Genomic DNA, 22,951 nt, shown 5'->3' with positions numbered 1-22,951 from the left:
AGATTCCCAAAGATGGCACCTTGTGATGCCCCCGTGAGCCCGAAAGAACTACGACCCTGGTGAGTACCTGCTCAAACATTCAGCGGCTTGCCGGTCAGCTGCCTGGATCGTCGACGACCGGTGCGACTCGGCCGCTCCGGTACGCGACATACTGGAACCGTGAGCGCCGGACGATTTGCCCCCTCTCCCTCGGGCGACTTGCACATCGGCAACCTGCGCACCGCGCTGCTGGCCTGGCTCTGGGCTCGTCACTCCGAGCGCGGCTTCCTGCTCCGCATCGAAGATCTCGACCGAGTGCGTCCCGGCGCCGAAGCAAAGCAGCTCGCCGACCTCCGCGCCATTGGACTCACGTGGGACGAGGAGCCGGTCAGGCAGTCTGCGCGTCACGCTCTGTACGACTCGGCGATCAGCGGACTGGTCCGCGCAGGCCGCGTGTACGAGTGCTTCTGCTCCCGCCGAGAAATCCTGCAGGCCCCCACTGCGCCACACTCTCCTCCCGGCGCATATCCCGGCACGTGCCGCGAGCTCACGACCGCCCAGCGCTCCGAGCGTCGCCGACACCGTCCGGCGGCCCTCCGACTGCGTTCACACGTCGCCACGTTCGTGGTGCGGGACGAGATCCACGGCGAGTTCGAGGGGGCGGTCGACGATTTCGTCCTTCGCCGCGGGGATGGTGTGCCGTCCTACAACCTCGCTGTCGTCGTCGACGATGCCGACCAGGGCATCGACCAGGTGGTGAGGGGCGACGACCTCCTGGCCTCAGCGCCTCGCCAGGCGTACCTCGCCGGCCTGCTCGGCGCGGCAGTTCCGCAGTACGTCCACGTGCCGCTGGCCCTCAACGCCGCAGGCCGGCGACTCGCCAAACGGGACGGCGCTGTGACTCTCGAGCAATTGCGGAGCCACGGCGTCGATGTCTTCGGGCTGTTGGCGGAGTCGTGGGGGCTGCGCGGCGCCTCTCCGCACGAGCTGCTTCGCTCCTTCAACCCGACGGTGCGTCCGGTCGGACCGTGGGTGTTCGCCCCGCCGGCTAGTGCTCGTTGATGAAGTCCTCGATGAGATCACTGAGCGCGGTCGGCTGCTCGATGGTGCTGGAGTGGCCCGCGTCCGGCACGATCTCCAGACGAGCTCCGGCGATCGCACCCGCGACGACCTCGGCCTTGGCCACGGGGGTGGCGATGTCATCTGCACCCACCACTACCAGCGTCGGCGCGACAATCAGGTTCAGCTCGGGGAGGATCGGCTCGCGATCGGTGACACCGTGGATGGCCTGCTTCATGCCCGAGCGCTTGACTGCCTTGACCTCGTTGAGCCAGGCCTCGATCTGCGGCTCGGAGCGTTCGCTGGCGAGGTAGTGGGGGCCGAACATCAGCGGCTTGACCTGCGCCGCCACCGGCCCCAGCCCGAAGAGCCGATAGATCTTGGCCAGCAACCGATAACGGCTGACCTTGTCCGGGTCCTCAGGACCCGCACTGGTGTCCAGCAGGCACAGGGATCGGATCAGCTCGGGTCGGCGCGCCGCGAGCCGCATGCCGACGAAGCCACCCATGGACAGTCCGACGTAATGGACCCGGCCCAGTCCGAGCTGCGCGATCACGGCCGCGGCGTCGTCGGCCAGGGTGTCCATGTCGTACCCCGAGCGTGCCGCGGGTGACCGGCCCTGGCCTCGCCAGTCAATCGTCACGCAACGATATCGGGGCGCCAACCGGTCAACCTGCGCATCGAACATCCGCCCGCTGAACAACAGACCGTGGCCGAACACCACCGTTGCAGCATCCGGTCTTCCGGCCGGGGCCTCGGTGTCCTCGATGTTGAGCTGGACTCCGTTGACGTCGACGAGCGCCATGCAGACCTCCTGTGTCTCGGTTCGAAGCATGTCAGGCAATCGCGGTCTCCGCAGCACTTCACCCTTGACAAAGTTTGTGAGTCATCACTAACTTAAATCCATGGCGACCGGAAAAAGAATGAAGGCCGAGGACCGCAAGCTCCTGATCCTTGAGGCGGCCATCGAGGAGTACGGCCGGTCCGGCATGCAGGCCACCTCCACCGAAGTGATCGCCGAGCGGGCCGGGGTGTCCCAGCCGTACCTGTTCCGACTGTTCGGCACCAAGGCCGGACTGATCGGCGCGGCGATCGAGCACCACACCGCACATCTACGACGGACGTTCCGGGATGCTGCCGAGCAACGCGATGCAGACACGTCACCGCTCGAAGCGATGGCGATGGCCTACCTCGGATTCATGGAGCAGGACACCAACCTGTTGCGCTGCCAGCTCCACACCTGGGCGGCAGCGTCGGATCCGGCGATCAAGGACGTCGCTCAGCGCACCTACCGCGAGATCTGGGCGGAGATCGCCGAGCTGAGCGGCGCCACCGCTGCGGAGGTCCGCGAGTTCATGGCTCACGGAATGCTGTTGACCGTCGTCGCGGCTCTCGACCTGACCGACCTGTACGGCGATCCGCTCGCCGTCGCGAAGGAGTTCTGATGTTCGCCATCCTCGGCCGACTGGCCAACTCGCATCCACGCCGTGTCCTCGGCGCGACCGTCCTGTTCTTCGTGATCGCCGGGGCTCTCGGCGGTCCTGTGGCCGGACTGCTCAACAACGACAACGACTCCTTCTCCGACACCGGCGCCGCCAGCGCCCGCGCGGTCGAGCAGATCGAGCGGGCCAGCGGAGAGGACGCCGCCCCCAGCATCGTCGTGCTGGTCGAGCGTGCCGATCGCCAGGCCATCGCGAAGGCGACCGCCGTGCTCGAGCAGGACTCGGCCATCGCCCAGGTCGTCGGTGGACCCGCGATGGGTGAGCAGTTCGTGTCGAAGGACGGCTCGCAGACGTATTTCGCGGCGATCTACCGGTCCGGTGTCGACGCCGACGTGACGACCGAGCACCTGCGCGACGAGCTCGGCGGAATAGCCGGTGTCCGGGTCGGCGGGTTCGGCCCCGCCTATCAGGAGGTCAACGAGCGCGTCGAGGCCGATCTGATCAAGGCCGAGCTCATTGCGTTCCCGCTGCTGTTCGTCGTGTCCCTGCTGGTCTTCCGGTCGGCCGTGGCGGCCCTGCTGCCGCTGATGGTCGGTGGACTCACCATCGTGACCTCCCTCCTGGTCATCCGCGGCGTCAACGAGTTCGTCGACATCTCGATCTTCGCGCTGAACCTGATCACCGGCCTGGGTCTGGGGCTTGCGATCGACTACTCACTGTTCATGGTGTCGCGGTATCGCGAGGAGCTGGAACGGGTCGGGCCGGGCGCCGAGGCAATCCGACGCACCATCGCCACAGCAGGCCGCACGGTCGCCTTCTCAGCGGTGACGGTCGCCGGAGCTGGCCTGGCTCTGTTGGTCTTCCCCCTACGCTTCTTGTACTCGATGGGCATCGGCGTGACGGTGGTGGCACTCTCCGCCGCCGCGGTGGCATTGATCGTGCTCCCAGCGCTGTTCGCGGTACTGCAGCACCGGGTCAACGCGCTGGCGCCCAAGCGGTGGCGCGAAGCGCAGCTCGCCGAAGCCCGATCGGAAGTCAAGGGTTTCTGGTATCGCCTGTCGAAGTTCGTGATGCGCTTCCCGATTGGCACCGCGATCGCCGGCGCAGCCGTGCTGCTCGCACTGGGAGCACCCTTCCTCGGGGTCAAGTTCACCGGCGTCGACTCGACGATCCTGCCGGAGGACAGCCAGGCCAGGACCGTCGACTCAGTCCTGCGCGACGACTTCGTCGGCGCCGAGTCATCGCCGATCATCGTGGCCGTCACAGCCCCACGCACCGACGCCGCCGAGATCCAGACGTACGCCTCGTCGCTCCGCTCGCTCGACGGCGCCGGGCAGGTCTCCGAGCCGCGCTTCCTGGGCTCGGACACCTGGCAGGTCGATGTCGTGCCAGCGGGATCGACTCTCGACGACACCACCCTTGGTCTGGTGGCTGAGATTCGCGACACCGATGCGCCCGGGTCGGTCCTGGTCGGCGGTCAGAGCGCCGCGCAGGTGGACCAGGTGGCGTCGATCGGGGCCAACATTCCGCTGGCCCTCGCGATTCTCACCGCACTGACCTTCATCACGCTGTTCCTCATGACCGGATCGGTCGTGCTGCCGATCAAGGCCCTGCTGATGAACGTGCTGACGATCAGCGCGACGTTCGGGGTGTTGGTGCTGATCTTCCAGGACGGCCGGTTGGAGGGCCTCCTGGACTACTCCAGCCAGGGCGCGCTCGAGTCGACCCAACCTGTGTTCCTGTTCGCAGTGGTGTTCGGCCTGTCGACCGACTACGCCGTGTTCCTGCTGACCAGGATCAAGGAGGCGCGCGATGCCGGTGCCGGAGAGCGGGAGTCCGTCGCACTCGGCCTGCAGCGCACCGGTCGCATCGTCACGGCTGCTGCCCTGCTGTTCGCCATAGCACTGGGCTCGTTCGCCACCTCCCAGATCATCTTCATCAAGGAGCTCGGTGTCGGCACCGCACTCGCAGTCCTCATTGATGCCACCATCGTTCGCGCGATGCTGGTGCCCTCCTTGATGGCGCTGCTGGGTCGAGCCAACTGGTGGGCCCCCCGACCCCTGCGCAGGTTGCACGACCGCTATGGCATCAGCGAGTCAGATCCGCTCGACGTCGCCCGCAGTCGATCGCACAGCAGCGCCTGACCGCCCCGCTGGGCTTGACCTTCTTGCACTGACACGCCGCGCGGGTCTGTGCAAGGGTCGGGCCCAGCGGGGTCGCCTGGACCTAGAGCAGGCCCTTGTCGGTGAGCCACTGCTTGGCAAGGTCCGCCGGAGCGGCCTTGTCCGAGCCCTGGTTCTTGGTGTTGAGCTCCAGGAGATCCTGGGTCGTCAGCTGCGCCGAGATGTCATTCAGCACCTTGGTCACCGTGTCCGAGGCCTTGTCAGCGTTGATCAGCGGCACGACGTTCTGCGCCGCGAACATGTTCTCGGGGTCCTCCAGCGTCACGAGCTTGTTGGCCAGGATCGACGGCGTCGTGGAGTAGATGTCGGCGACGTCGACCTTGCCCTTGAGCAGAGCCTTGAGCGTCGCGGGTCCGCCACCATCGCTGATCGCGGTGAACTTCGCTCCCGTGATGCCGTAGATCCGCTCCATTCCCGGCAGGCCGAACGGGCGCGTCTTGAACTCGGGATTCGCTCCCACCTTCAGCCCATCGATCTTCTTGAGATCGCCGATCGTCTTGAGCCCCTTGGACTGCGCGAGCTCGGGCGTGACGTTGAGCGAGTCCTTGTCCTCGGCTTTTGACACGTCCAGGACCGCGAGCTTGTCCGGCAGTGCATCGCCGAGTGCGGCGGCGACATCCTCGGCAGAGGTCGCGGTCGCCTTCTTGTCGACGTACTGCAGCAGATTGCCCGAATACTCCGGGAGCAGGTCGATCTCACCATTCTGCAGAGCCGGAATGTACGCCTCGCGGGCGCCGATGTTGAGCTTCTTGTCGACCTTGACTCCCTTGGCCTCGAGAGCCTGGGCGTAGATCTCCGCAATGATCTCGTTCTCTGGGAAAGCCGCCGAACCGACCGTGATGCTGTCGCTCGGCGCCTTGTCGCCCTGGGTCGGGTCGCTGCTGCCACAGGCAGCGAGCGTCAGGCCGAGCAGGGCTGCGAAGGCAATCGCCGCAGTTCGCTGGTGGATGGTCATGATTCTCCTTGGTGGGTGGGGGGTCATGCTTGTGAGGGAACAAGTGAGGGGCGGGATCCGCGCGCAAGGCGCTGCAGCCCAGCGAAGATGCCGTCGAGGGCCAGCGCCAGCGCCACGACGAGAACCGATCCGCCGACCATCTGTGGATAGTCCCGCGTGGCCTGTCCGTCGATGATGTATCGACCGAGACCGCCAAGCGAGACGTAGGCAGCGACTGTCGCCGTAGCCACGACCTGCAGCGTCGCGGACCGGAAGCCGCCAACGATGATCGGCAGGGCGAGCGGTATCTCGACCTTCACCAGGATCTGCCACTCGGTCATGCCCACCGAGCGCGCAGCATCGATGGTCTGCCGATCGACCGACTCCAGACCCGAGTAGGCACCGGCGAGGAGGGAGGGAATGGACAGCACCACCAGGGCGATCAGGGGTGGGGTCAGTCCGATCCCGATGAACAGCACGATGAAGGTCAGCAGCCCCAGAGTTGGCAGCGCCCGCAGTGCGCCGGTGATCGACACTGCCGCAGTCCGCATCCGTCCCGTGTGGCCGATCCACAGCCCCAGCGGGATCGCGATGGCCGCTGCGATCAGCACGGTGTCCGCGGTGTAGCCCAGGTGCTGCACCAGACGGTGGGGCACGCCGTCGTCGCCGCTCCAGTGCGTGGAGTCCGAGAGCCAGGTGACCGCGTCCGACCAGATGCTCATACAGCGCTCCTGACTGGTCGGCCCAGGCTCGCCCAGGGCATGAGCACGCGGCCCACCAGCACGAGGAACACGTCGAAGACCAAGGCGACCAGGACCGTAGCGCCGATGCCGATGACGATCTCAGTGTTGAAGGTGCGCCGATATCCGTCGGTGAACAAGGATCCGAGGCTGCTGACCCCGATCAGGGCTCCCACGCTGACCAGACTGACGGTGCTGACGGCCACGACCCGCAGGCCCGCCAGCAGGACCGGCCCTGCGAGCGGCAGCTGCACCCGCAGCGCGCGTTGGCCCGGGGAGTACCCATTGGCGGCCGCGGCGTCGAGCACGGCCGGCGACACCGAGCCGAAGGCGTCGGACGCCGTGCGGACCATGATCGCTGCGGCGTAGATGCTCAACGCGATGATGACGTTGAGCGGACTCAGGAAGCCCGTGCCGAGCAGACCCGGAAGGACGGCGAACAACGCCAGCGACGGGATCGTGTAGAGCACTCCGACGGCGCCGAGCAGGCCGCCGCGCAGTCTCGGGTGACGGTCGGCGTACCAGCCGATCGGCAGCGCCACGACGAAGCCGACCCCGATCGGGACGGCACTCAGCCACACGTGTCGCACCGTGAGCGACCACACGTAGGAGAAGTTGTCGATCAACCAGGTCATTCGGCCAGGACTCCCGCCGCCTTGCCGGTCTCGTCGACCACGACCCGCGCACCGTCCCGAACCTCGACGTGCAGCGTGCGCTGGCCGCGATCGAGCCCCACGAAGCTGCGCACGAACTCGTCGGCCGGCTCGGCGAGGATCTTGGTCGGTGAACCGACCTGAGCGATTTGGCCGCCCGTCCTGAGGATCACGACTTGGTCCCCGAGCAGGAAGGCTTCGTCGATGTCGTGTGTCACGAACACGATGGTCTTGTCCAGATCGCGTTGCAGGCGGAGCAGCTCGGTCTGGAGCTCCTCGCGCACGATCGGATCCACCGCGCCGAACGGCTCGTCCATCAACAGGATGTTGGGGTTGGTGACCAGCCCGCGCGCCACGCCGACCCGCTGTTGCTGGCCTCCCGACAGCTGGCTGGGATATTTCGTGGCAAGCGAGACGTCGAGTCCGACCGTCTCGAGCATCGCGTACGAGCGATCTCGCGTCTCCTTCTTGTCGACACCGGTGAGGCGAAGCACCGTGCCGACGTTGTCGATGACAGTCCGGTGCGGGAGCAGGCCGGAGGCCTGCATGACATAGCCGATGCTGCGCCGCAGATCGACGGGATTGCGAGTCGCGATGTCCACGTTGTCGATCAGGACCTGACCATGGGTCGGGTCGACCATCCGGTTGACCATCCGCAGGAGGGTCGTCTTGCCACATCCGGACGAACCGACCAGCACCGTCGTCGAGCGCGACGGCATGACCAGGCTGAAGTCGCCGACCGCCTCGGTACCGTCTGGGAACGTCTTGCCGATGGAGCGGTACTCGATCATGCGGTCCTCCGCTTTCGCGATAGGTAGGCATTGAACAGGGACAACGGACGAGGGACAGTCTCGCCCGAACCGGAGCCGTGGGCAATCGCAGCAACGAATTGTCTCAGTTCGTCGTGCACGCCCGAACCGATCATCCTCGCCCCAACCGATGCTGTCCGCAGAATTCGTCGCAATCTGCCCACTCAGCTGCCATCGGAGCGGATGCGCCGACGGCGCCGACGACTATCGTGGGACGCACGTACCCGGGGCTCCGACCGCAGACGAGCCGACATGGAGGCCAGCGCATGAAATTCTTCATCCTCATCCTCATCCTCATCGTGGCCGTCGTCGCAGGCGCGCTCTGGCTGCGCACCGCTCGGCACAGCCGTGCAACGACGCACCATCCTCACCGCCTGGAGGATTCCGTCCGACCCGTTCCGGCCAGCGAGCTGCGGCCGGGTGAACCCACCACCGCGACCGGCCCGTCCGTTGGCGGCGAGTCCAGGGAGGCAGTCGCCGATCTCGGCTCGGACTTCGCGTGGGAGCCAGAAGTCAACGACACCGACGGAGACGCCCCAGACCACGATCCTCAGCGCCCCGGATCGTCGCCACAGGCCTGACCCGTTTTGTCCCGCGGCGCGGCTGTACGTTACAGTTACGGCGCGGTTCAGCCGCACACATAGCAAGGCCCCGTGGCGCAGTTGGTTAGCGCGCCGCCCTGTCACGGCGGAGGTCGCCGGTTCGAGTCCGGTCGGGGTCGCCAGCTGAAAAGTCCCACGCACCGGTTGCCAGGTGCGTGGGATTTTTTGATGCACCGACCGCCGATTTCAATCGGTCCCGCGGGGTGCGATAAGGTGATCGTCGCTCGTTCGACGAGCACGGCCAGGTAGCTCAGTTGGTACGAGCATCCGCCTGAAAAGCGGAGGGTCGCCGGTTCGACCCCGGCCCTGGCCACCCACATCTGCACCGTTCACCACGCCGCCTGTCGCCTGCGAGTGCTTGGGTGGCCCTAGTTTTGAGCCACCGCCTGGCGCGGCCGCTCGGCCTCGACGCGGGTCTCCCCCGGGTGCCATCCCGGCGGCATGAAGACGTAGCCGAGCTTGTGCCGCCAGTTCTTGGCCTGATGAACGTCGCGGAAGAGCTCGCCGAAGGCGCCGTACTGCAGCCGGAGAAGGTTGTAGGTGTCCACCGGGACGGTCAGACCGTAGGTCGGACGGAACAGCTCCTTCTGGAAGGTGCCGAACATCCGATCCCACACGATGAACATGCCGGCGTAGTTCTTGTCGAGGTACTCAGGATCGCTGCCGTGATGCACTCGGTGGTGCGACGGCGTGTTGAAGATCAGCTCGATCGGGCGCCACATGGTGTCGATCCGCTCGGTGTGCACGAAGAACTGGAAGATCAGGTTGAACGAGAATGCAACGTACAAGGTCCACGGCGCGAACCCCAGCAACGGGAACGGCAACCAGAACAGGGCCTCTGCCCACGGGTTCCACTTCTGCCGCAGCGCGGTCGACAGGTTGAAATACTCGCTCGAGTGGTGCGCCTGATGAGCGGCCCAGCCAATTCGAACTCGGTGCACGAAGCGGTGCTGCAGGTAGAACGCCAGGTCGAGCCCGAGGATCAGCAGCGTCCACGACCACCAGGTGTCGGTCGGCAGGTGCCATGGCGCGAGGTGGACGCTGACGGCGACGAAGGCGATCAAGGTGCCGAACTTCAGGACCGCACTGGACACGATCGAGCCGACACCCATCCAGAGGCTGGTCCGGGCGTCCTTGCGCTCGTAGCCGCGCATCTGGTCATCCGTCTCCAGATAGCGGAATGCCGCGATCTCGATCAGCAGCGACAGGATGAAGAAGGGCGCCGCCACCAAGGTGGGGTTCTGCAGCGGGTCGAGCAACTCGCTCATGGGCTTGTCTCCTCGTTAATATGACCTTGGGGTAAGTTACCACGGCGACACATGCTGGCGCTAGAGTGTTTTCGTGGTCAGACCCAACGCCGGAACCAAGGGCGTCCCCCGCCTCGACCGGGAGTCCCAGATTCTGGACATCGCGTCGGAGCAATTCGGGAGCCATGGCTATGCAGCGACGTCGGTCGCCACGGTTGCCGGCCATGCAGGAATCTCCAAGCCGCTGATCTACAACTACTTCGGCTCCAAGGAAGGTTTGTACGAGGCCTGCCTGGACCGCGGTGGCTCCTTGGTCGCCGACGAGATCGAGCGCATCGCGAGCGGAGACACGGTCGGGATCGAGCGGGGTATGCAAACCCTCGGCGGGCTCTTCGAGCTCTTGGAGCGCCGACGCTATCTCTGGCGGTTGTTCTTCGACGGCACCGCGCCCACCACTGGCCCCATTGCCGACTCGGCCACGCTCTACGCGGACCGGATCGGCAAGCTCGCACAGGAGGGTGTCGCCGAGCTCATGTCCCTGGCCGACAACGAGGACCAGCTCGACATCTCCGCCATGACCGCGGTCTGGCTCGGTATCGTGGATTCGCTCATGAACTGGTGGGTCGATCACCCCGGCGAGACGGCCGAGCAGATGATGCAGAGATGCCTGCGGCTCCTTCAGGCGCTGTTCGGGGCGGTCGAGCAGTGAGCACCCGATTGCAGGGCCGGACCATCGTCCTGACCGGAGCATCCAGCGGAATCGGCGCCGAGGCGGCGCGCAAGCTAGCGCGGCAGGGAGCGACCGTGTGCCTGCTGGCTCGGCGTGAGCACGAGCTTGATGCCGTTCGGGCCGACATCGTGGCTGCAGGAGGCGCAGCCCACGCATATGTCGTCGACCTCGCAGACGCCGAGTCAGCCGACGCGGTCGCTGCCCGCCTGCTGGCTGAGCACCCCCGGATCGATGCCCTCGTCAACAACGCAGGCCGCTCGATCCGGCGCCCCATCAAGGATTCGCTGGACCGGGTGCACGACTACGAGCGCACCATGGCGATCAACTATTTCGGCGCCGTCCGACTGACCCTCGCGCTGCTCCCCCGTTTCCTGGCGCAGGGCCATGGACACGTCGTGATCTCCTCGAGCATGTCGACCCAGGTCCCGATCCCCCTCTTCTCGGCGTACCTCGCCAGCAAGTCTGCGCTTGAGTCGTTCACCCGATCGCTGACCGCCGAGCTGGGACACCGCGGGATCACGTCGACCGTCGTCTACTTCCCGATGGTGCGCACCGAGATGTCCGGCGCGACGTCGATCTACCAGGCCATGCCGATGCTGAGTGCGGACAAGGCAGCCAACTGGCTGGTCAAGGCGGTGGTCGACCAACCGACACGTGTCACCAGCCTGCCCGGCGCGATGGGTGAGGTTGGCATGGCGACCCTCCCCGGAGTCATCACCAAGGTCGCTCAGCCACTGTTCCGTCGGATGGACCGGAGCCTGGCGAAGCGGACGAAGGGCTGAATCACGGCCTACACGTGCGGAGTCGCCAGGCGGTTGCGATCATGGACCATGCCACCACACCAGACCGCGACACGATGAGCCCCGACTCGCGACGCAGGAGCAGCCGTGTGGTCCGGCGGCTGATTCTCGAGATCGTCGGCTGGGCACTCGTGCTCGCCGGGATCGCCGCACTCGTCCTGCCGGGACCCGGCCTGCTCCTTCTCGTCGCAGGGCTCGCGGTGCTGTCCCAGCAGTACGAGTGGGCTGAGCGTCGGCTCGAGCCGGTCAAGATCCAGGCGTTCAAGTCCGCGGCCGACGGCGTCCAGACCTGGCCGCGCATCATCGCCAGCTGTTCGGGCGCCGTGGTGCTCGGAGCTGTTGGTGTGTACTGGGGTGTCGGGCCCGATGCGCCCGATTGGTGGCCCGTACGCGACAGCTGGTGGCTGGTCGGCGGGTGGGGGACGGGAGCGACGATGCTCCTGTCGGCTGTCGTCGCACTGGGCTTCATCGGGTACAGCTTTCGTCGGTTCCGCGGCGTGGTCGATCCGGAGGCGGCAGCAGAACGGGCGGCGCGCGGCGATTGATCCACGCCACGGCCTCGTCAACCGGCCCACCAATTGGGCGGTAGAGTTTGGTGTGATCCGCACCACCCCGTGGATCCGACGATGGAAGCGCCCACCACCGCGTCTCCGCCAACCACGACAGAGAGCACTACCGTGACCACTCCACCCTCCACCAACGCCCCGTCCGCCTTCGGCAACCGGCACGAGCAAGTCGTGTTCTGCCACGACGAGGCCTCCGGCCTCAAGGCCATCATCGGGATCTACTCCACGGCACTCGGCCCGGCGCTCGGCGGAACCCGCTTCTACCCGTACGGCTCCGAGCAGGCCGCCCTGACCGACGTCCTCAACCTCTCGCAGGGCATGGCTTACAAGAACGCCCTTGCTGGTCTGGATCTCGGCGGCGGCAAGGCCGTCATCATCGGCGATCCCGCGACCCTGAAGTCCGAGGCCCTGCTTCGGGCGTACGGCCGATTCGTCCAGACCCTCGGCGGTCGTTACTACACCGCCTGTGACGTCGGCACCTTCAGCCCCGACATGGATGTGATCGCGCGCGAGTGCGACTTCGTGACCGGCCGGACCGTCGAGCACGGCGGTGCCGGCGACTCGTCGGTCCTCACGGCACTCGGCGTCTACCAGGGCATGCGCGCCTCAGCCCAGCACCTGTGGGGCGACACCTCGCTCGCGGGCAAGCGGGTCGGCGTCGCCGGGGTCGGCAAGGTCGGGCGGCACCTCGTCCGTCACCTGGTCGAAGAGGACGCGCAGGTCGTCGTCACCGACCCCTACGCGCCGGCCGTCGCTGCCTTGCGTGAGACGTACCCGGCCATGACGGCGGTCGCCGACACCGAGGCCCTGATTCGCGAGCCCCTCGACATCTATGCTCCGTGCGCCCTCGGTGGTTCGCTCAATGACGAGTCGATCGAGGCGCTGTCCGCAGTCATCGTCTGCGGTGCCGCCAACAACCAGCTGGCCCACGAAGGCATCGAGAAGCGGCTGGAGGAGCGCGGCATCACCTACGCGCCCGACTACTGCGTCAATGCCGGCGGAGTGATCCAAGTCGCCGACGAGCTCGAAGGCTTCGACTTCGAACGAGCCAAGATGCGCGCCACCACCATCTACGACACCACGCTGGGTGTCCTCGAGCGGGCTCGCTCGGAAGGCGTGCCGCCGTCGATCGCGGCCGACCGGATGGCCGAGCAGCGCATGCGCGAGGTCGGGCGACTCCGTTCGATCTGGCTGCCGGCAGGCTGACCTCGCCGTGACGAGGACCAGGCCGGCCAATCGGCGGTCGGGTCCCGTCATAGCCTCTTGCTGACCGACTGAGAGATCGCCAAGGGCGCTCGTCACGCCGAAGAAGCGTGACGAGTCACTGACATCGGGAGCCAGCGTCAGCTGGCGGCCGGATCATCCCGATCGAGATCGCGATACTGGACAGGAATCGGTTCGCCCGACTCACCGTGGAGCTCGCGCTGCAGAGTGTTGAAGTCCGTATCAGGTGTGCGGTACTTCAAGTCGCGCGCAACTTTGGTCTGTTTGGCTTTCGCACGGCCGCGCCCCATGGGTCGACCCCCTCGCAGAAAAGTAGTCAGTATGTCGTGACGCCAACCCTACCCAAGGTCACCACATTCCGTGCATCGACCCCCCGCTGGGTGGGCGACAGCAAGAGCCCGATCCCTCCAGAACGATCAGGGTCAGGCGTGGGCGCTGGTCAGGGTCACGGTTCCGCCGGCGCCGTGCACACCGGCGTCGGCGACCTCACCCGCGATCCACGCGTCGACTCCGTGCTCGGCCAGCAGTCGCACCGCGGCGTCGGCCGCGTCTGCGGCCACGAGGGCCACCATCCCCACACCCATGTTGAGGGCCAGATCCAGATCTGCCTGCGCCACGTCACCGAGCGATCCGACCAGACCGAAGACCGGGTGAGGGGACCAGGTCGAGCGGTCGACCCGCACCGACACGGAGTCCGGTAGCACTCTCGCCAGGTTTGCTGCGAGCCCGCCACCGGTGATGTGCGACATCGCGTGCACCTCGACGCCGGCAGCCAGAGCGAGGCAGGGCAACGTGTAGAGGCGGGTCGGAGTCAGCAGCTCCTCGCCGAGCGAGCGGCCGAACTCAGGCACCTCTCGGTCGAGCTGCCATCCTGCCTTCTCGAAGAAGACGTGCCGCACCAGCGAGAAGCCGTTGGAGTGCAGACCGCTGGCGGCCATCGCGATGACGACGTCGCCGGGCCGCACGAGCTCCGGCCCCAGCAGCTTGTCGGCTTCGACGACCCCTGTCGTCGAACCGGCGATGTCGTACTCGTCGGGCCCCAGCAGTCCCGGATGCTCGGCGGTCTCGCCGCCCAGCAGCGCCGTCCCACTTTCGACGCACGCTTGCGCGATGCCCTTGACGATGTCGGCGATGCGCTCGGGAACGACCTTCCCACAGGCGATGTAGTCGGTCATGAACAGCGGCTCGGCACCGCACACCACCAGATCATCGACCAGCATGCCGACCAGATCGAACCCGATGGTGTCGTGCTTGTCCATGCGCTGCGCGATCTGGACCTTGGTGCCGACACCGTCGGCAGACGTCGCGAGGTACGGCCTGTCGTAGGACTTGAGGGCCGAGGCGTCGAAAAGACCGGCGAAGCCGCCGATTCCGCCCACGACCTCAGGACGGCGGGCCTGGTCGACCCACTGCTTCATCAGCTCGACCGCGCGGTCACCCTCCTGAATCGAGACGCCGGCGCTGGCGTAGGTGCTCATGAGATGACCTCGAGTGGCAGCGTGTCCTGAGCCTCGAGCAGATGCTTGCCGATCAGCTCGTCCTCGGGAAGCGCCACCGGATAGATGCCGTCGAAGCATGCCCGACACAAATCGTTCTTGGGCACGTTGGTCGCCTCGACGAGCTGGTCGAGCGTCACGTACGCCAACGAGTCGGCGCCGATCGACTTGCGGATCTCGTCGACCGAGATGCCATTTGCGATGAGCTCGGCACGCGAGGCGAAGTCGATGCCGTAGAAGCACGGCCACTTGACCGGGGGGGACGAGATCCGGACGTGCACCTCCGCGGCCCCGAACTCGCGGAGCATCCTGACCAGCGCGCGCTGCGTGTTGCCCCGCACGATCGAATCGTCGACGACCACGAGTCGCTTTCCGGCGATGACGTCGCGCAGCGGGTTGAGCTTGAGCCGGATGCCCAGCTGCCGCAGGGTCTGCGACGGCTGGATGAAGGTGCGCCCCACGTACGAGTTCTTGACCAGTCCGTGTCCGAACGGAATACCGCTCTCCTCGGCGTAGCCGATCGCCGCCGGCGTTCCAGACTCCGGCACCGGAATGACCAGATCGGCCTCGACCGGAAACTCCCGGGCCAGCCGCCGACCGATCTCGGCGCGGACCGAGAACACCCGCTGGTCCGAGATCGTGGTGTCGGGCCGGGCCAGATAGACGTACTCGAAGATGCAGCCCTTGGGCTCAGCCTTCGCGAACCGCTCGGTACGAAGACCGGCCTCGTCGATGGCAATGAACTCGCCGGGTTGGATCTCGCGGATGAAGGATGCGCCGACGATGTCCAGCGCCGCGGTCTCACTCGCGACGACCCAGCCCCGCTCGAGCCGGCCCAGCACCAGCGGCCGGATGCCTTGGGCATCGCGTGCGGCGTACAGCGTGTTCTCGTCCATGAAGACCAGGGAGAAGGCGCCTCGGAGCAGCGGCAGGACCTCCAGTGCGGCCTCCTCGACCGAGCGGTCCGGATACGACGCGAGCAGTGTCGCCATGACCGAGGTGTCGGAGGTTGCGGTCTCGCCCTTGCCCGAGGTCGTGCCGGACTCGAGGTCACGCTCGCGGAGCAGCTCGATGAGGTCGGCGGTGTTGGTCAGGTTGCCGTTGTGGCCCAGCGCGACCGATCCCGACTCGGTGGGACGGAAGGTCGGCTGCGCGTTGTGCCACACGCTTGAGCCGGTCGTGGAGTAGCGCGCGTGCCCGATCGCGATCTCCCCCTTGAGCGATTCGAGAGTCGCCTCGTCGAAGACCTGGGACACCAGCCCCATGTCCTTGTACACCAGGATCTGGCGACCGTTGCTGACCGCGATGCCGGCCGATTCCTGACCGCGGTGCTGTAGTGCGTACAGGCCGAAGTAGGTCAGCTTGGCAACCTCTTCGCCCGGGGCCCACACGCCAAAGACACCACAGGCATCTTGGGGTCCGGCATCCTGGGGATCGAGATCGTGGGTCAGGCGTCCATCTCCGCGGGGCACGCTCCCAGTGTAAAGGCCGCGGTGGGCTCTCACCCAATGACGGTCAAAGCGCGGGCAACATCACATGCCCCTAGCGTGGCCGGTATGACCACGGCACTTCTGTACGGGCTCGCGACCGCGTTGCCGCTCGTCGGCGGTGCCTGGCTCGGGCTGCGCTGGCACATTCCGCGGCCGCTGCTGGCAGCGCTGATGGCATTCGGTGCCGGAACCATGATCGCGGCGGCCTCCTCCGAGCTGTTCGAGCCCGCTTTTCGCTCCGTTGCAGCTTGGCACGCCGGACTCGCACTGATGGCCGGCGCCGGCACGTACGCCATCGCCAGCCATCTGCTCGACACCCGACTCGGCACCGCGTCAGTCGGCTGGGGGCTGATGCTCGGCTCCCTGCTGGACGGCATACCCGAGAACACCGCGCTGGGTGTGTCGCTCACCGGGTCAGGAGGAATCGTGCTGCTGGTCGCGATCGCCATCGGCAACACCCCCGAGGCGATCGGCAGTGCCGCGACGATGCGTGACGCCGGTGGACCAACTGGCGGATCTCGCCGAATCCTGCTCCTGTGGGCAGCGACTGGTGCGGTCCTCGTGCTGGTGACCGTCGGCGCTCACGCGCTGGGCGACTCGATCGGGTCTTCCAGTGTCGCGACCGTGCAGGCCTTCGCAGGCGGTGCGACGATCGCGGTGCTGGCCGACACGTTGATGCCCGAGGCCTACACCGATGGTGGGTGGTGGGTCGGTCTGACCACCGCTCTGGGCTTCTTCGTGGCCTTCGTTCTCGGCGGATGAGGTCGCTCCGGTTTGCGTCGAGGGCCTCGCACCGATCAGATGGACCCCATGACTTCTGACACGATCACCGTCGAGCGCACCATCAAGGCCACCCCCGAGGCGGTCTTCGCGTTGATTTCCGACGCTGGACGGCACGCCGAGATCGACGGCTCGGGCACCGTCCGCGGCACCCGGCAGGAGTCACGTCCACTCAGCCTGGGCTCGACATTCGGCATGGCAATGCACATGGGAGTCGGCTACCGCACCTCCAACACCGTCATCGAGTTCGAGCAGGATCGCCAGATCGCGTGGAAGACCACCGGCATGAATGGCCTGATCGGGGGCCGGATCTGGCGCTACGAGCTCGAGCCCGTCGAGGGCGGCACCTTGGTCCGCGAGTCGTGGGACGTGTCGCAGGACAAGCAGAAGTTCCTGCTCAAGCGCAGCAAGATGGCCCCGGCCGCCAAGATCGGCATGCGCAAGACCCTGGAGCGGATTGCCTCGACGCTGGAGGCGTGAGCCTGCCCACCCCCATGCCGATGTGACCCCATTCGCCGCTGAACCGGAGCACAACGCTCGTCTCGGGCTCCTACCGCCTTCCCCCTCGAGCTTTTCGAGCACCGGGAGGTCGGCCACCTGATCGTCACGCCTGTGCCATGCACTTCGGCTGACAGAACTCGAGCGTGAACGTACTGTTCACGGTATGCGCTTGGTGCCTTCCCCCACCTCGCGGCTCACGATCACCGGTGTCCTGACTGGTCTGGCCGCGACATTCCTGCTGTCCTCCCCCGCTGCTGCCGCCGGTCCGGCTGCCCCGGGAAGCTTCACCGGATACGGCTTCGACGCCTGCGTCGCGCCGAGCCAGACCGTGATGGACGCATGGAACACCCGCTCTCCCTTCACGGCCATCGGCATCTACGTGTCCGGGAGCTCCCGCTACTGCGGCGATCAGTACCAGCCCAATCTCAGCCGGGCCTGGGTCGCCAAGAATGCGTCCCATGGATGGCGCTTCCTGCCGATCCATGTCGGTCGGCAGGCTCCGTGCTTCAAGAACAACCCCCGGAGCCGGGTGCAGAAGAAGCTGATGTCGACGACGGTGTCCACGGCCCGCGCACAGGCCCGCGCGGACGCCGCCGAAACAGTCGCCGCGCTGCAGAAGTACGGATTCGGGGCCGGCAGCTACTCCTACCTCGACATCGAGTGGTACGCCCGGACCTCGGCATGCGACAACATCGTGCTGGAGTTCGCCGATGCCTGGACCGAGTACCTCCACGGCAAGGGCTACAAGTCCGGTGTCTATTCCAGCGGTTCGGCAGCGATCGCGGCCATTGACGCGGCGCGCAGGAGCGGTCGCAGGAACTTCACCAAGCCGGACCAGATGTGGATCGCCTGGGTCAACAAGGTCGCGAACACGGACGGCGGGCCCTACCTCGCTGACGACGGCTGGGCCAATCACCAGCGAATCCACCAGTACCACAACGGCGTCAACGTGACCTACGGCGGACACACCATCAATCTGGATCGCGACTACCTCGACGTCGGCCGGGGATCAGTGCCAGTGACGGACCGTCTCCCGTGCGGCGTGGCGATGTCCTTCGACTCCTACCCGACGCTGCGGATCGGCAGCCGAGGTCCGAAGGTCTCGGCCCTGCAGTGCCTGCTCAAGGAGCAAGGGCTCAAGCGCAGCGTCAACGGAACGTTCGGCAGCGGGACCGCCCGGGCAGTCGACGCATTCCGCTCCCGCATGGGTTGGGCACCCACGAGTCGAACGACGCCGGCGACCTGGACCGCGCTGCTGTCGGCAGGGACCCGGCCTCGAGTGCTCAAGCAGGGCTCGGTCGGTCTGCCCGTGTGGCGACTGCAGCGTGCCCTCATCGGGGCCGGCCTGACGCCGCGCCTGACCGGGGTCTACGACGCCGCCACCGTCAAGGCGGTCAAGGCCTACCGTTCAGCCCGGGGCCTCTCGTCGTACTCGACGACCGAGGCGACGGTCTGGTTGCTGCTGCAGCGCGGGAAGACCGCAGGCTGATCCATGGCCCTCGTGTCGGCGCACCGCGGTGGCGCGGGTGACGATCACGCAGCGGAGAACACACTCGCCGCATTCGAGGCGGCGATCGCGATGGGCTGCCACTTCGTCGAGTTCGACGTGCGCCTCACCGCCGACGGTCGACCGGTCATCTTCCACGACGCCGAGCTCACCGGCGACGGGGACGCTCGCTCGATCGCCCTGCATCGTCTCGACGAGATCGCCGATGCCGAGCTGGTCACGCTCGACACAGTGCTGAATCTTGTCCGGGGACGGATTGGGGCACACATCGACCTCAAGGTGCCCGGTGGCGAGATCTCTCTCGTCGAGCAGATCGTCTCGGTCCTCGGTACCGACGACGTCATCATCACGACCGCCGAGGACTCGTCGGTGCGCCAGCTTCGGCGGTGGTCCCGCGAGCACGCGCCGGACCTGCTCGTCGGACTGTCGTCCAGTCCTCGATCGGGCGCTGCGCACTGGTTCGTTCGCAAACGGGTTCAGCTCGAGTCCGCCTTCCCGCGACTGCGACTCAGGCTCAGCGGAGCCAATCTCGTGGTGGCCCACAAGCTCGTCGCGCGGCTGACGCTCAAGGCCTACGCCCGGCGACATGGCCTTCCGCTGCTGGTGTGGACCGTCGATCATCCCGCCGAGCTCGAGCGCTGGATGAACGACCCAGACGTGTGGATGGTGACCACCAATCACCCCGAGCGAGCATTTGCCGCTCGCCATGAGTCCACCGAGGGTCCAGCGGGGCCCTAGGCCTCGTCCAGTGGGAGCAGCGGCGAGAGGTCGGAGCGTTCGCCCGAGGCGCGCACGACGGCGTCGGCCCAGGCGAGACGCCCGCGGGCCAGCGCGATCCACGTCGGTGCGTCCATCTCCACGACTGCAGGTGGCGTCCCCCGCGTGTGCCGTGCGCCGGCAATGCACTGCACCGCCGCGAACGGAGGGATGCGAACCTCGACGCTCGCACCGGGAGCCTTCGACACCAGCAGCGCCACCAGGTGCATCGTCGCAGCCTTGAGATCAGCTCGCGTCGGATCCCCGGCATCCAGCCGCTCGCAGATCTGCACGAACTCCTCGTGGGTCAGCGGTGTCGGCCGACGTGCCATGGCGGCCGGTCAGGCCAGCGCGGCGGGGATCGTGGACCGCCAGCTGGCCTTGAGCTCCTGCACCGGCAGACTGAACTGCCCGGCGACCTCGATCGTCGTGCCGCCCGTGCGACCCACGGACGCCAGCTCGACACCATGCTTGTCGGCGAGGGCGACCAGCTCCTCGTGGCGATCCTCCGCCACGACGACCATGGCACGCGCCGACGACTCGCTGAACAGCTCGACGAACGGATCCTCCAGGTCGACTGTGACGCCGATGCCGTGGCGGAAGGACGCCTCGGCCAGGGCCATCGCCAGGCCACCGTCGGACAGGTCGTGCGCCGATTCCACGACACCGGTCGCAGCGGCCTCGACCATCAGCTCGGCCAGAGCCTGCTCGGCAGCCAGGTCGACGATCGGCGGGTGACCACCGAGATGACCGTGCACGACATCGGCCCAGGTCGAGCCGGAGAGCTCGACCGTGGTCTCGCCCAGCACCAGGACGTGGCTGCCCTCCGCGCAGAAGCCCTGGGTGACCCGCCGACGAACGTCGTCGATCACGCCCAGCACGCCGACGACGGGTGTCGGCAGGATCGGGGTCTCGCCGGTCTGGTTGTAGAACGAGACGTTGCCACCGGTGACGGGGATGCCGAGCACCGCACACGCGTCCTTGAGCCCGTGGGTGGCCCGCTCGAACTGCCACATGACATCCGGATTCTCCGGCGAACCGAAGTTGAGGCAATCGGTGACCGCCAGCGGCAGCGCGCCGGTGACAGCGACGTTGCGGTACGACTCGGCAAGCGCGAGCTGCGCGCCGACGTACGGATCCAGCTTGGCGAACCGGCCGTTGCAGTCGGTCGAGACCGCGACACCGAGGTGGGTCTCGGCGTCGATGCGAATCACGCCGGCGTCCTCGGGCTGGGCGAGCACCGTGTTGCCCTGGACGTAGCGGTCGTACTGATCGGTGACCCACGACTTGTCGGCCATGTTGGGCGAGGTCACGACCGCGACCAGCTGATCCCGCAGCTCGTCGCCCGAAGCCGGCCGGGGCAGCAGCTCAGCATTGTCGGCCTGCAACGCGTCCTGCCAGTCGGGGCGCCCGAAGGGACGCTGGTAGGTGGGACCGTCATGAGCGACCGAGCGGGGCGGAACGTCGACGACGGTCTCGCCGTGCCAGTCGATGACGAGATGGTCGCCATCGGTGACCTCACCGACGACGACAGCCTCGACGTCCCACTTCGCGCAGATTGCCATGAACGCGTCCAGGTGGCGTGGCTCGACCACGGCCATCATGCGTTCCTGCGACTCGCTCATGAGGATCTCCTCCGGCGAGAGCGTCGAGTCGCGCAGCGGGACCGTGTCGAGCTCGACGTGCATCCCGCCGTCCCCAGCCGAGGCGAGCTCGCTGGTCGCACATGAGAGACCCGCGCCGCCGAGATCCTGGATGCCGTTGACGACCTCGGCGCGAAACAGCTCGAGCGTGCACTCGATCAGGAGCTTCTCCATGAACGGATCGCCGACCTGCACGCTGGGTCGCTTGGCAGGTCCGTCCGCGTCGAAGGTCTCGGATGCCAGCACCGAGACTCCGCCGATGCCGTCGCCTCCGGTCCGTGCACCGTAGAGGACGACCTTGTTCCCGACGCCGCTGGCGAAGGCAAGGTGCAGATCCTCGTGGCGGAGCACCCCGACGCACAGGGCATTGACCAGAGGGTTGCCGAGATAGGTCTCGTCGAACACGACCTCGCCGCCGATGTTGGGCAGGCCGAGCATGTTGCCGTAGCCGCCGACCCCGGCGACGATGCCCGGCATGACCCGTCGGGTGTCCTCGGCATCCAGCGGACCGAACCGCAGCGGGTCCATCACCGCAACAGGGCGGGCACCCATGGCGAGGATGTCGCGCACGATGCCACCGACACCCGTGGCCGCCCCCTGGTAGGGCTCGACGTACGACGGGTGGTTGTGCGACTCGACCTTGAAGGTCACGGCGTAGCCCTGGCCGATGTCGATCACGCCGGCGTTCTCCCCGATTCCGGCGAGCGTCTTGCCCAGCGGAGTCTCCTGCGGCAGGTCGCCGAACTTCTTCAGGTGCACCTTGGACGACTTGTACGAGCAGTGCTCGCTCCACATCACGGAGTACATCGCGAGCTCGGCGCCGGTTGGGCGACGACCGAGGATCTCCCGGATGCTGAGGTATTCGTCCTCGCGCAGGCCCAGCTCGGCCCACGGTTGAGGCTGATCCGGGCTGCTGGTGGCGTGGTGAACGGTGTCGAGCTGGCGGGCTGCAGTCACAGGCGGATCATATCGGTCGGCCCCCACCCCCGGGTTCGCCAGGGATCCCCAACCTCGGTCGGCCGGGTAGGTGGGTCAGTCTCCGGCGGTCGACTCCAGCAGCGGCGGGCGACCACGGCCGCCCGGCAGCCGGCCCGCGAGTGCGCCGAGCGGCCCGACTGCGCCGCTGAGGATGTCGACGGCGGAGTGCAGGCTCGGGATGGCGGTGCCCAGCGCCTCGAGCCGAGGCACGATCGCGTCGAACGTCGTGCCGAGGTCGATCAGCTGGTCCAGCGTTCCCCCCGGCGCCAACAGCTTTTCGAGGATGCCGCCCTCGGCGAGCAGCTGCTCCAGAAGGCCGCCCTCGGCGAGCACGCGATCCAGTGCACCCTCCTCCGCCAGCAACCGATCCAGCGCACCATCGGGCGCAAGGAACCGGTAGAGCGGCCCGTCCTCGCTGAGCGCACGATCGAGCGGACCGCCTGCCTCCAGCAGCCGGATGAAGGGCCCGTCCTCGTCAGCCATCCGGTCAAGCAGCCCGTCGCGCGCCAGCGCCTTGCCGATCGGTCGGTCGTTGGCGGTCAGGTCGGCCAGGGTGTTGGCCAGGCCGATTGGTCCACGCTCGTCGTCCAGGATCCGGCCGAGCTGCTCCAGCAGCCCGTTCTCCCCGAAGATCTGGGCCAGCCGTGCCCCGTACCCACCCTCGCGCAGGATCGGACCCTGAGGTGAGGCGAGCTGGCCGAGGCCCAGCGTGGCCTGTGTTGCTGCGACCGTGACGCGTACGGGGAGCAGGGCGAGGCCTCGGATGTCCATGCCGTGAAGCGTAGGCCCCCGGCATCACGCACGTCACGATCCGGGCAGGTACTCCCCATGC

24 protein-coding genes and 2 tRNA genes are annotated in these 22,951 nt (G+C 67.1%); 14 read left to right on the top strand and 12 right to left on the bottom strand.

Translation table 11 applies throughout. From position 1 onward, the window contains the following. Nucleotides 1–159: 159 nt before the first annotated feature. Nucleotides 160–1,041, top strand: coding sequence for a tRNA glutamyl-Q(34) synthetase GluQRS (gene gluQRS / locus WB461_RS08265; protein ID WP_423852254.1), 882 nt, complete (start codon nucleotides 160–162; stop codon nucleotides 1,039–1,041). Here the strand turns inward: gluQRS and WB461_RS08260 are convergent. After that, nucleotides 1,028–1,843 (bottom strand): alpha/beta fold hydrolase, encoded by an 816-nt coding sequence (locus tag WB461_RS08260; protein ID WP_423852253.1) that lies wholly within the window; start codon nucleotides 1,841–1,843, stop codon nucleotides 1,028–1,030. The two genes, gluQRS and WB461_RS08260, sit on opposite strands and share 14 nt — an antisense overlap. A gap of 100 nt (nucleotides 1,844–1,943) precedes the next feature. On the opposite strand from WB461_RS08260, the gene WB461_RS08255 reads away from it, so the two are divergent. Continuing rightward, nucleotides 1,944–2,483, top strand: coding sequence for a TetR/AcrR family transcriptional regulator (locus WB461_RS08255; RefSeq protein WP_423852252.1), 540 nt, complete (start codon nucleotides 1,944–1,946; stop codon nucleotides 2,481–2,483). Then, nucleotides 2,483–4,624 carry an MMPL family transporter gene (locus WB461_RS08250; RefSeq protein WP_423852251.1) on the top strand — a complete coding sequence of 714 codons (2,142 nt, stop codon included), beginning with the start codon at nucleotides 2,483–2,485 and terminating at the stop codon, nucleotides 4,622–4,624. Before WB461_RS08255 ends, WB461_RS08250 begins: the two co-directional genes overlap by 1 nt. Nucleotides 4,625–4,706: 82 nt before the next feature. Here WB461_RS08250 and WB461_RS08245 read toward each other — a convergent pair whose 3' ends face one another. From WB461_RS08245 to WB461_RS08230, 4 genes are read right to left on the bottom strand one after another with little or no spacing between them, the layout of a single operon-like run. Continuing rightward, nucleotides 4,707–5,618, bottom strand: coding sequence for an ABC transporter substrate-binding protein (locus WB461_RS08245; RefSeq protein ID WP_423852250.1), 912 nt, complete (start codon nucleotides 5,616–5,618; stop codon nucleotides 4,707–4,709). A gap of 23 nt (nucleotides 5,619–5,641) precedes the next feature. Then, entirely contained in the window at nucleotides 5,642–6,319 is a 678-nt protein-coding gene (locus WB461_RS08240) for an ABC transporter permease (protein ID WP_423852249.1), read from the bottom strand. Continuing rightward, entirely contained in the window at nucleotides 6,316–6,972 is a 657-nt protein-coding gene (locus WB461_RS08235) for an ABC transporter permease (protein ID WP_423852248.1), read from the bottom strand. Before WB461_RS08235 ends, WB461_RS08240 begins: the two co-directional genes overlap by 4 nt. Beyond that, nucleotides 6,969–7,781: an ABC transporter ATP-binding protein gene (locus WB461_RS08230; protein ID WP_423852247.1), complete on the bottom strand. Its 813-nt coding sequence runs from the start codon at nucleotides 7,779–7,781 to the stop codon at nucleotides 6,969–6,971. Before WB461_RS08230 ends, WB461_RS08235 begins: the two co-directional genes overlap by 4 nt. Nucleotides 7,782–8,065: 284 nt before the next feature. Between WB461_RS08230 and WB461_RS08225 the strand changes: the two genes are divergently transcribed. From WB461_RS08225 to WB461_RS08215, 3 genes are all read left to right on the top strand, one after another. Beyond that, on the top strand, nucleotides 8,066–8,380 hold the full coding sequence (locus tag WB461_RS08225; protein ID WP_423852246.1) for a hypothetical protein: 315 nt from the start codon (nucleotides 8,066–8,068) through the stop codon (nucleotides 8,378–8,380). A 66-nt stretch (nucleotides 8,381–8,446) separates the two neighbouring features. Beyond that, nucleotides 8,447–8,523, top strand: a tRNA-Asp gene (locus tag WB461_RS08220). A 117-nt stretch (nucleotides 8,524–8,640) separates the two neighbouring features. Continuing rightward, nucleotides 8,641–8,714, top strand: a tRNA-Phe gene (locus tag WB461_RS08215). 55 nt (nucleotides 8,715–8,769) lie between these two features. Here WB461_RS08215 and WB461_RS08210 read toward each other — a convergent pair. Further along, a complete protein-coding gene (locus WB461_RS08210; protein WP_423852245.1) occupies nucleotides 8,770–9,669 on the bottom strand; it encodes a sterol desaturase family protein in 900 nt (299 codons plus the stop codon). A 73-nt stretch (nucleotides 9,670–9,742) separates the two neighbouring features. Between WB461_RS08210 and WB461_RS08205 the strand changes: the two genes are divergently transcribed. The 4 genes from WB461_RS08205 to WB461_RS08190 all read left to right on the top strand — a co-directional run bounded on the left by WB461_RS08205 (nucleotide 9,743) and on the right by WB461_RS08190 (nucleotide 12,950). Further along, on the top strand, nucleotides 9,743–10,357 hold the full coding sequence (locus tag WB461_RS08205) for a TetR/AcrR family transcriptional regulator (protein ID WP_423852244.1): 615 nt from the start codon (nucleotides 9,743–9,745) through the stop codon (nucleotides 10,355–10,357). Then, a complete protein-coding gene (locus tag WB461_RS08200; RefSeq protein ID WP_423852243.1) occupies nucleotides 10,354–11,160 on the top strand; it encodes an SDR family NAD(P)-dependent oxidoreductase in 807 nt (268 codons plus the stop codon). Before WB461_RS08205 ends, WB461_RS08200 begins: the two co-directional genes overlap by 4 nt. A 41-nt stretch (nucleotides 11,161–11,201) precedes the next feature. Further along, nucleotides 11,202–11,723 (top strand): PGPGW domain-containing protein, encoded by a 522-nt coding sequence (locus tag WB461_RS08195; RefSeq protein ID WP_423852242.1) that lies wholly within the window; start codon nucleotides 11,202–11,204, stop codon nucleotides 11,721–11,723. A 132-nt stretch (nucleotides 11,724–11,855) separates the two neighbouring features. Then, nucleotides 11,856–12,950 carry a Glu/Leu/Phe/Val dehydrogenase dimerization domain-containing protein gene (locus tag WB461_RS08190; protein WP_423852241.1) on the top strand — a complete coding sequence of 365 codons (1,095 nt, stop codon included), beginning with the start codon at nucleotides 11,856–11,858 and terminating at the stop codon, nucleotides 12,948–12,950. Nucleotides 12,951–13,087: 137 nt separating this feature from the next. Here the strand turns inward: WB461_RS08190 and WB461_RS08185 are convergent, their stop codons facing one another. The 3 genes from WB461_RS08185 to purF form a co-directional block, all read right to left on the bottom strand. After that, nucleotides 13,088–13,258: a DUF3073 domain-containing protein gene (locus tag WB461_RS08185; protein ID WP_423852240.1), complete on the bottom strand. Its 171-nt coding sequence runs from the start codon at nucleotides 13,256–13,258 to the stop codon at nucleotides 13,088–13,090. 132 nt (nucleotides 13,259–13,390) lie between these two features. Further along, nucleotides 13,391–14,446: a phosphoribosylformylglycinamidine cyclo-ligase gene (gene purM / locus WB461_RS08180; RefSeq protein WP_423852239.1), complete on the bottom strand. Its 1,056-nt coding sequence runs from the start codon at nucleotides 14,444–14,446 to the stop codon at nucleotides 13,391–13,393. Further along, complete coding sequence (gene purF / locus WB461_RS08175; RefSeq protein ID WP_423852238.1) at nucleotides 14,443–15,936, bottom strand: amidophosphoribosyltransferase; 1,494 nt, start codon at nucleotides 15,934–15,936, stop codon at nucleotides 14,443–14,445. The genes purM and purF overlap by 4 nt, the downstream gene beginning before the upstream one ends. A gap of 84 nt (nucleotides 15,937–16,020) precedes the next feature. On the opposite strand from purF, the gene WB461_RS08170 reads away from it, so the two are divergent. The 4 genes from WB461_RS08170 (at nucleotide 16,021) to WB461_RS08155 (ending at nucleotide 19,480) form a co-directional block, all read left to right on the top strand. Further along, nucleotides 16,021–16,716 (top strand): ZIP family metal transporter, encoded by a 696-nt coding sequence (locus WB461_RS08170; protein WP_423852237.1) that lies wholly within the window; start codon nucleotides 16,021–16,023, stop codon nucleotides 16,714–16,716. Between the two features lie 48 nt (nucleotides 16,717–16,764). Beyond that, nucleotides 16,765–17,214 carry an SRPBCC family protein gene (locus WB461_RS08165; RefSeq protein ID WP_423852236.1) on the top strand — a complete coding sequence of 150 codons (450 nt, stop codon included), beginning with the start codon at nucleotides 16,765–16,767 and terminating at the stop codon, nucleotides 17,212–17,214. A gap of 184 nt (nucleotides 17,215–17,398) precedes the next feature. Continuing rightward, on the top strand, nucleotides 17,399–18,724 hold the full coding sequence (locus tag WB461_RS08160; protein WP_423852235.1) for a glycoside hydrolase domain-containing protein: 1,326 nt from the start codon (nucleotides 17,399–17,401) through the stop codon (nucleotides 18,722–18,724). Nucleotides 18,725–18,727: 3 nt separating this feature from the next. Further along, nucleotides 18,728–19,480: a glycerophosphodiester phosphodiesterase gene (locus WB461_RS08155; protein ID WP_423852234.1), complete on the top strand. Its 753-nt coding sequence runs from the start codon at nucleotides 18,728–18,730 to the stop codon at nucleotides 19,478–19,480. Here WB461_RS08155 and WB461_RS08150 read toward each other — a convergent pair. From WB461_RS08150 to WB461_RS08140, 3 genes are all read right to left on the bottom strand, one after another. After that, nucleotides 19,477–19,830: a sterol carrier family protein gene (locus WB461_RS08150; protein ID WP_423852233.1), complete on the bottom strand. Its 354-nt coding sequence runs from the start codon at nucleotides 19,828–19,830 to the stop codon at nucleotides 19,477–19,479. The genes WB461_RS08155 and WB461_RS08150 overlap by 4 nt on opposite strands. 9 nt (nucleotides 19,831–19,839) lie before the next feature. Further along, nucleotides 19,840–22,098: a phosphoribosylformylglycinamidine synthase subunit PurL gene (gene purL, locus WB461_RS08145; RefSeq protein WP_423852232.1), complete on the bottom strand. Its 2,259-nt coding sequence runs from the start codon at nucleotides 22,096–22,098 to the stop codon at nucleotides 19,840–19,842. Between the two features lie 75 nt (nucleotides 22,099–22,173). Then, entirely contained in the window at nucleotides 22,174–22,890 is a 717-nt protein-coding gene (locus tag WB461_RS08140) for a hypothetical protein (protein ID WP_423852231.1), read from the bottom strand. Between the last annotated feature and the right edge of the window lie 61 nt (nucleotides 22,891–22,951).

The sequence above is a fragment of the Aeromicrobium sp. genome, assembly GCF_049587115.1.
Lineage (GTDB): Bacteria > Actinomycetota > Actinomycetes > Propionibacteriales > Nocardioidaceae > Aeromicrobium.
Note: the sequence above shows the minus strand (reverse complement) of the source record. Positions and strands in the feature narration are given on the sequence as shown.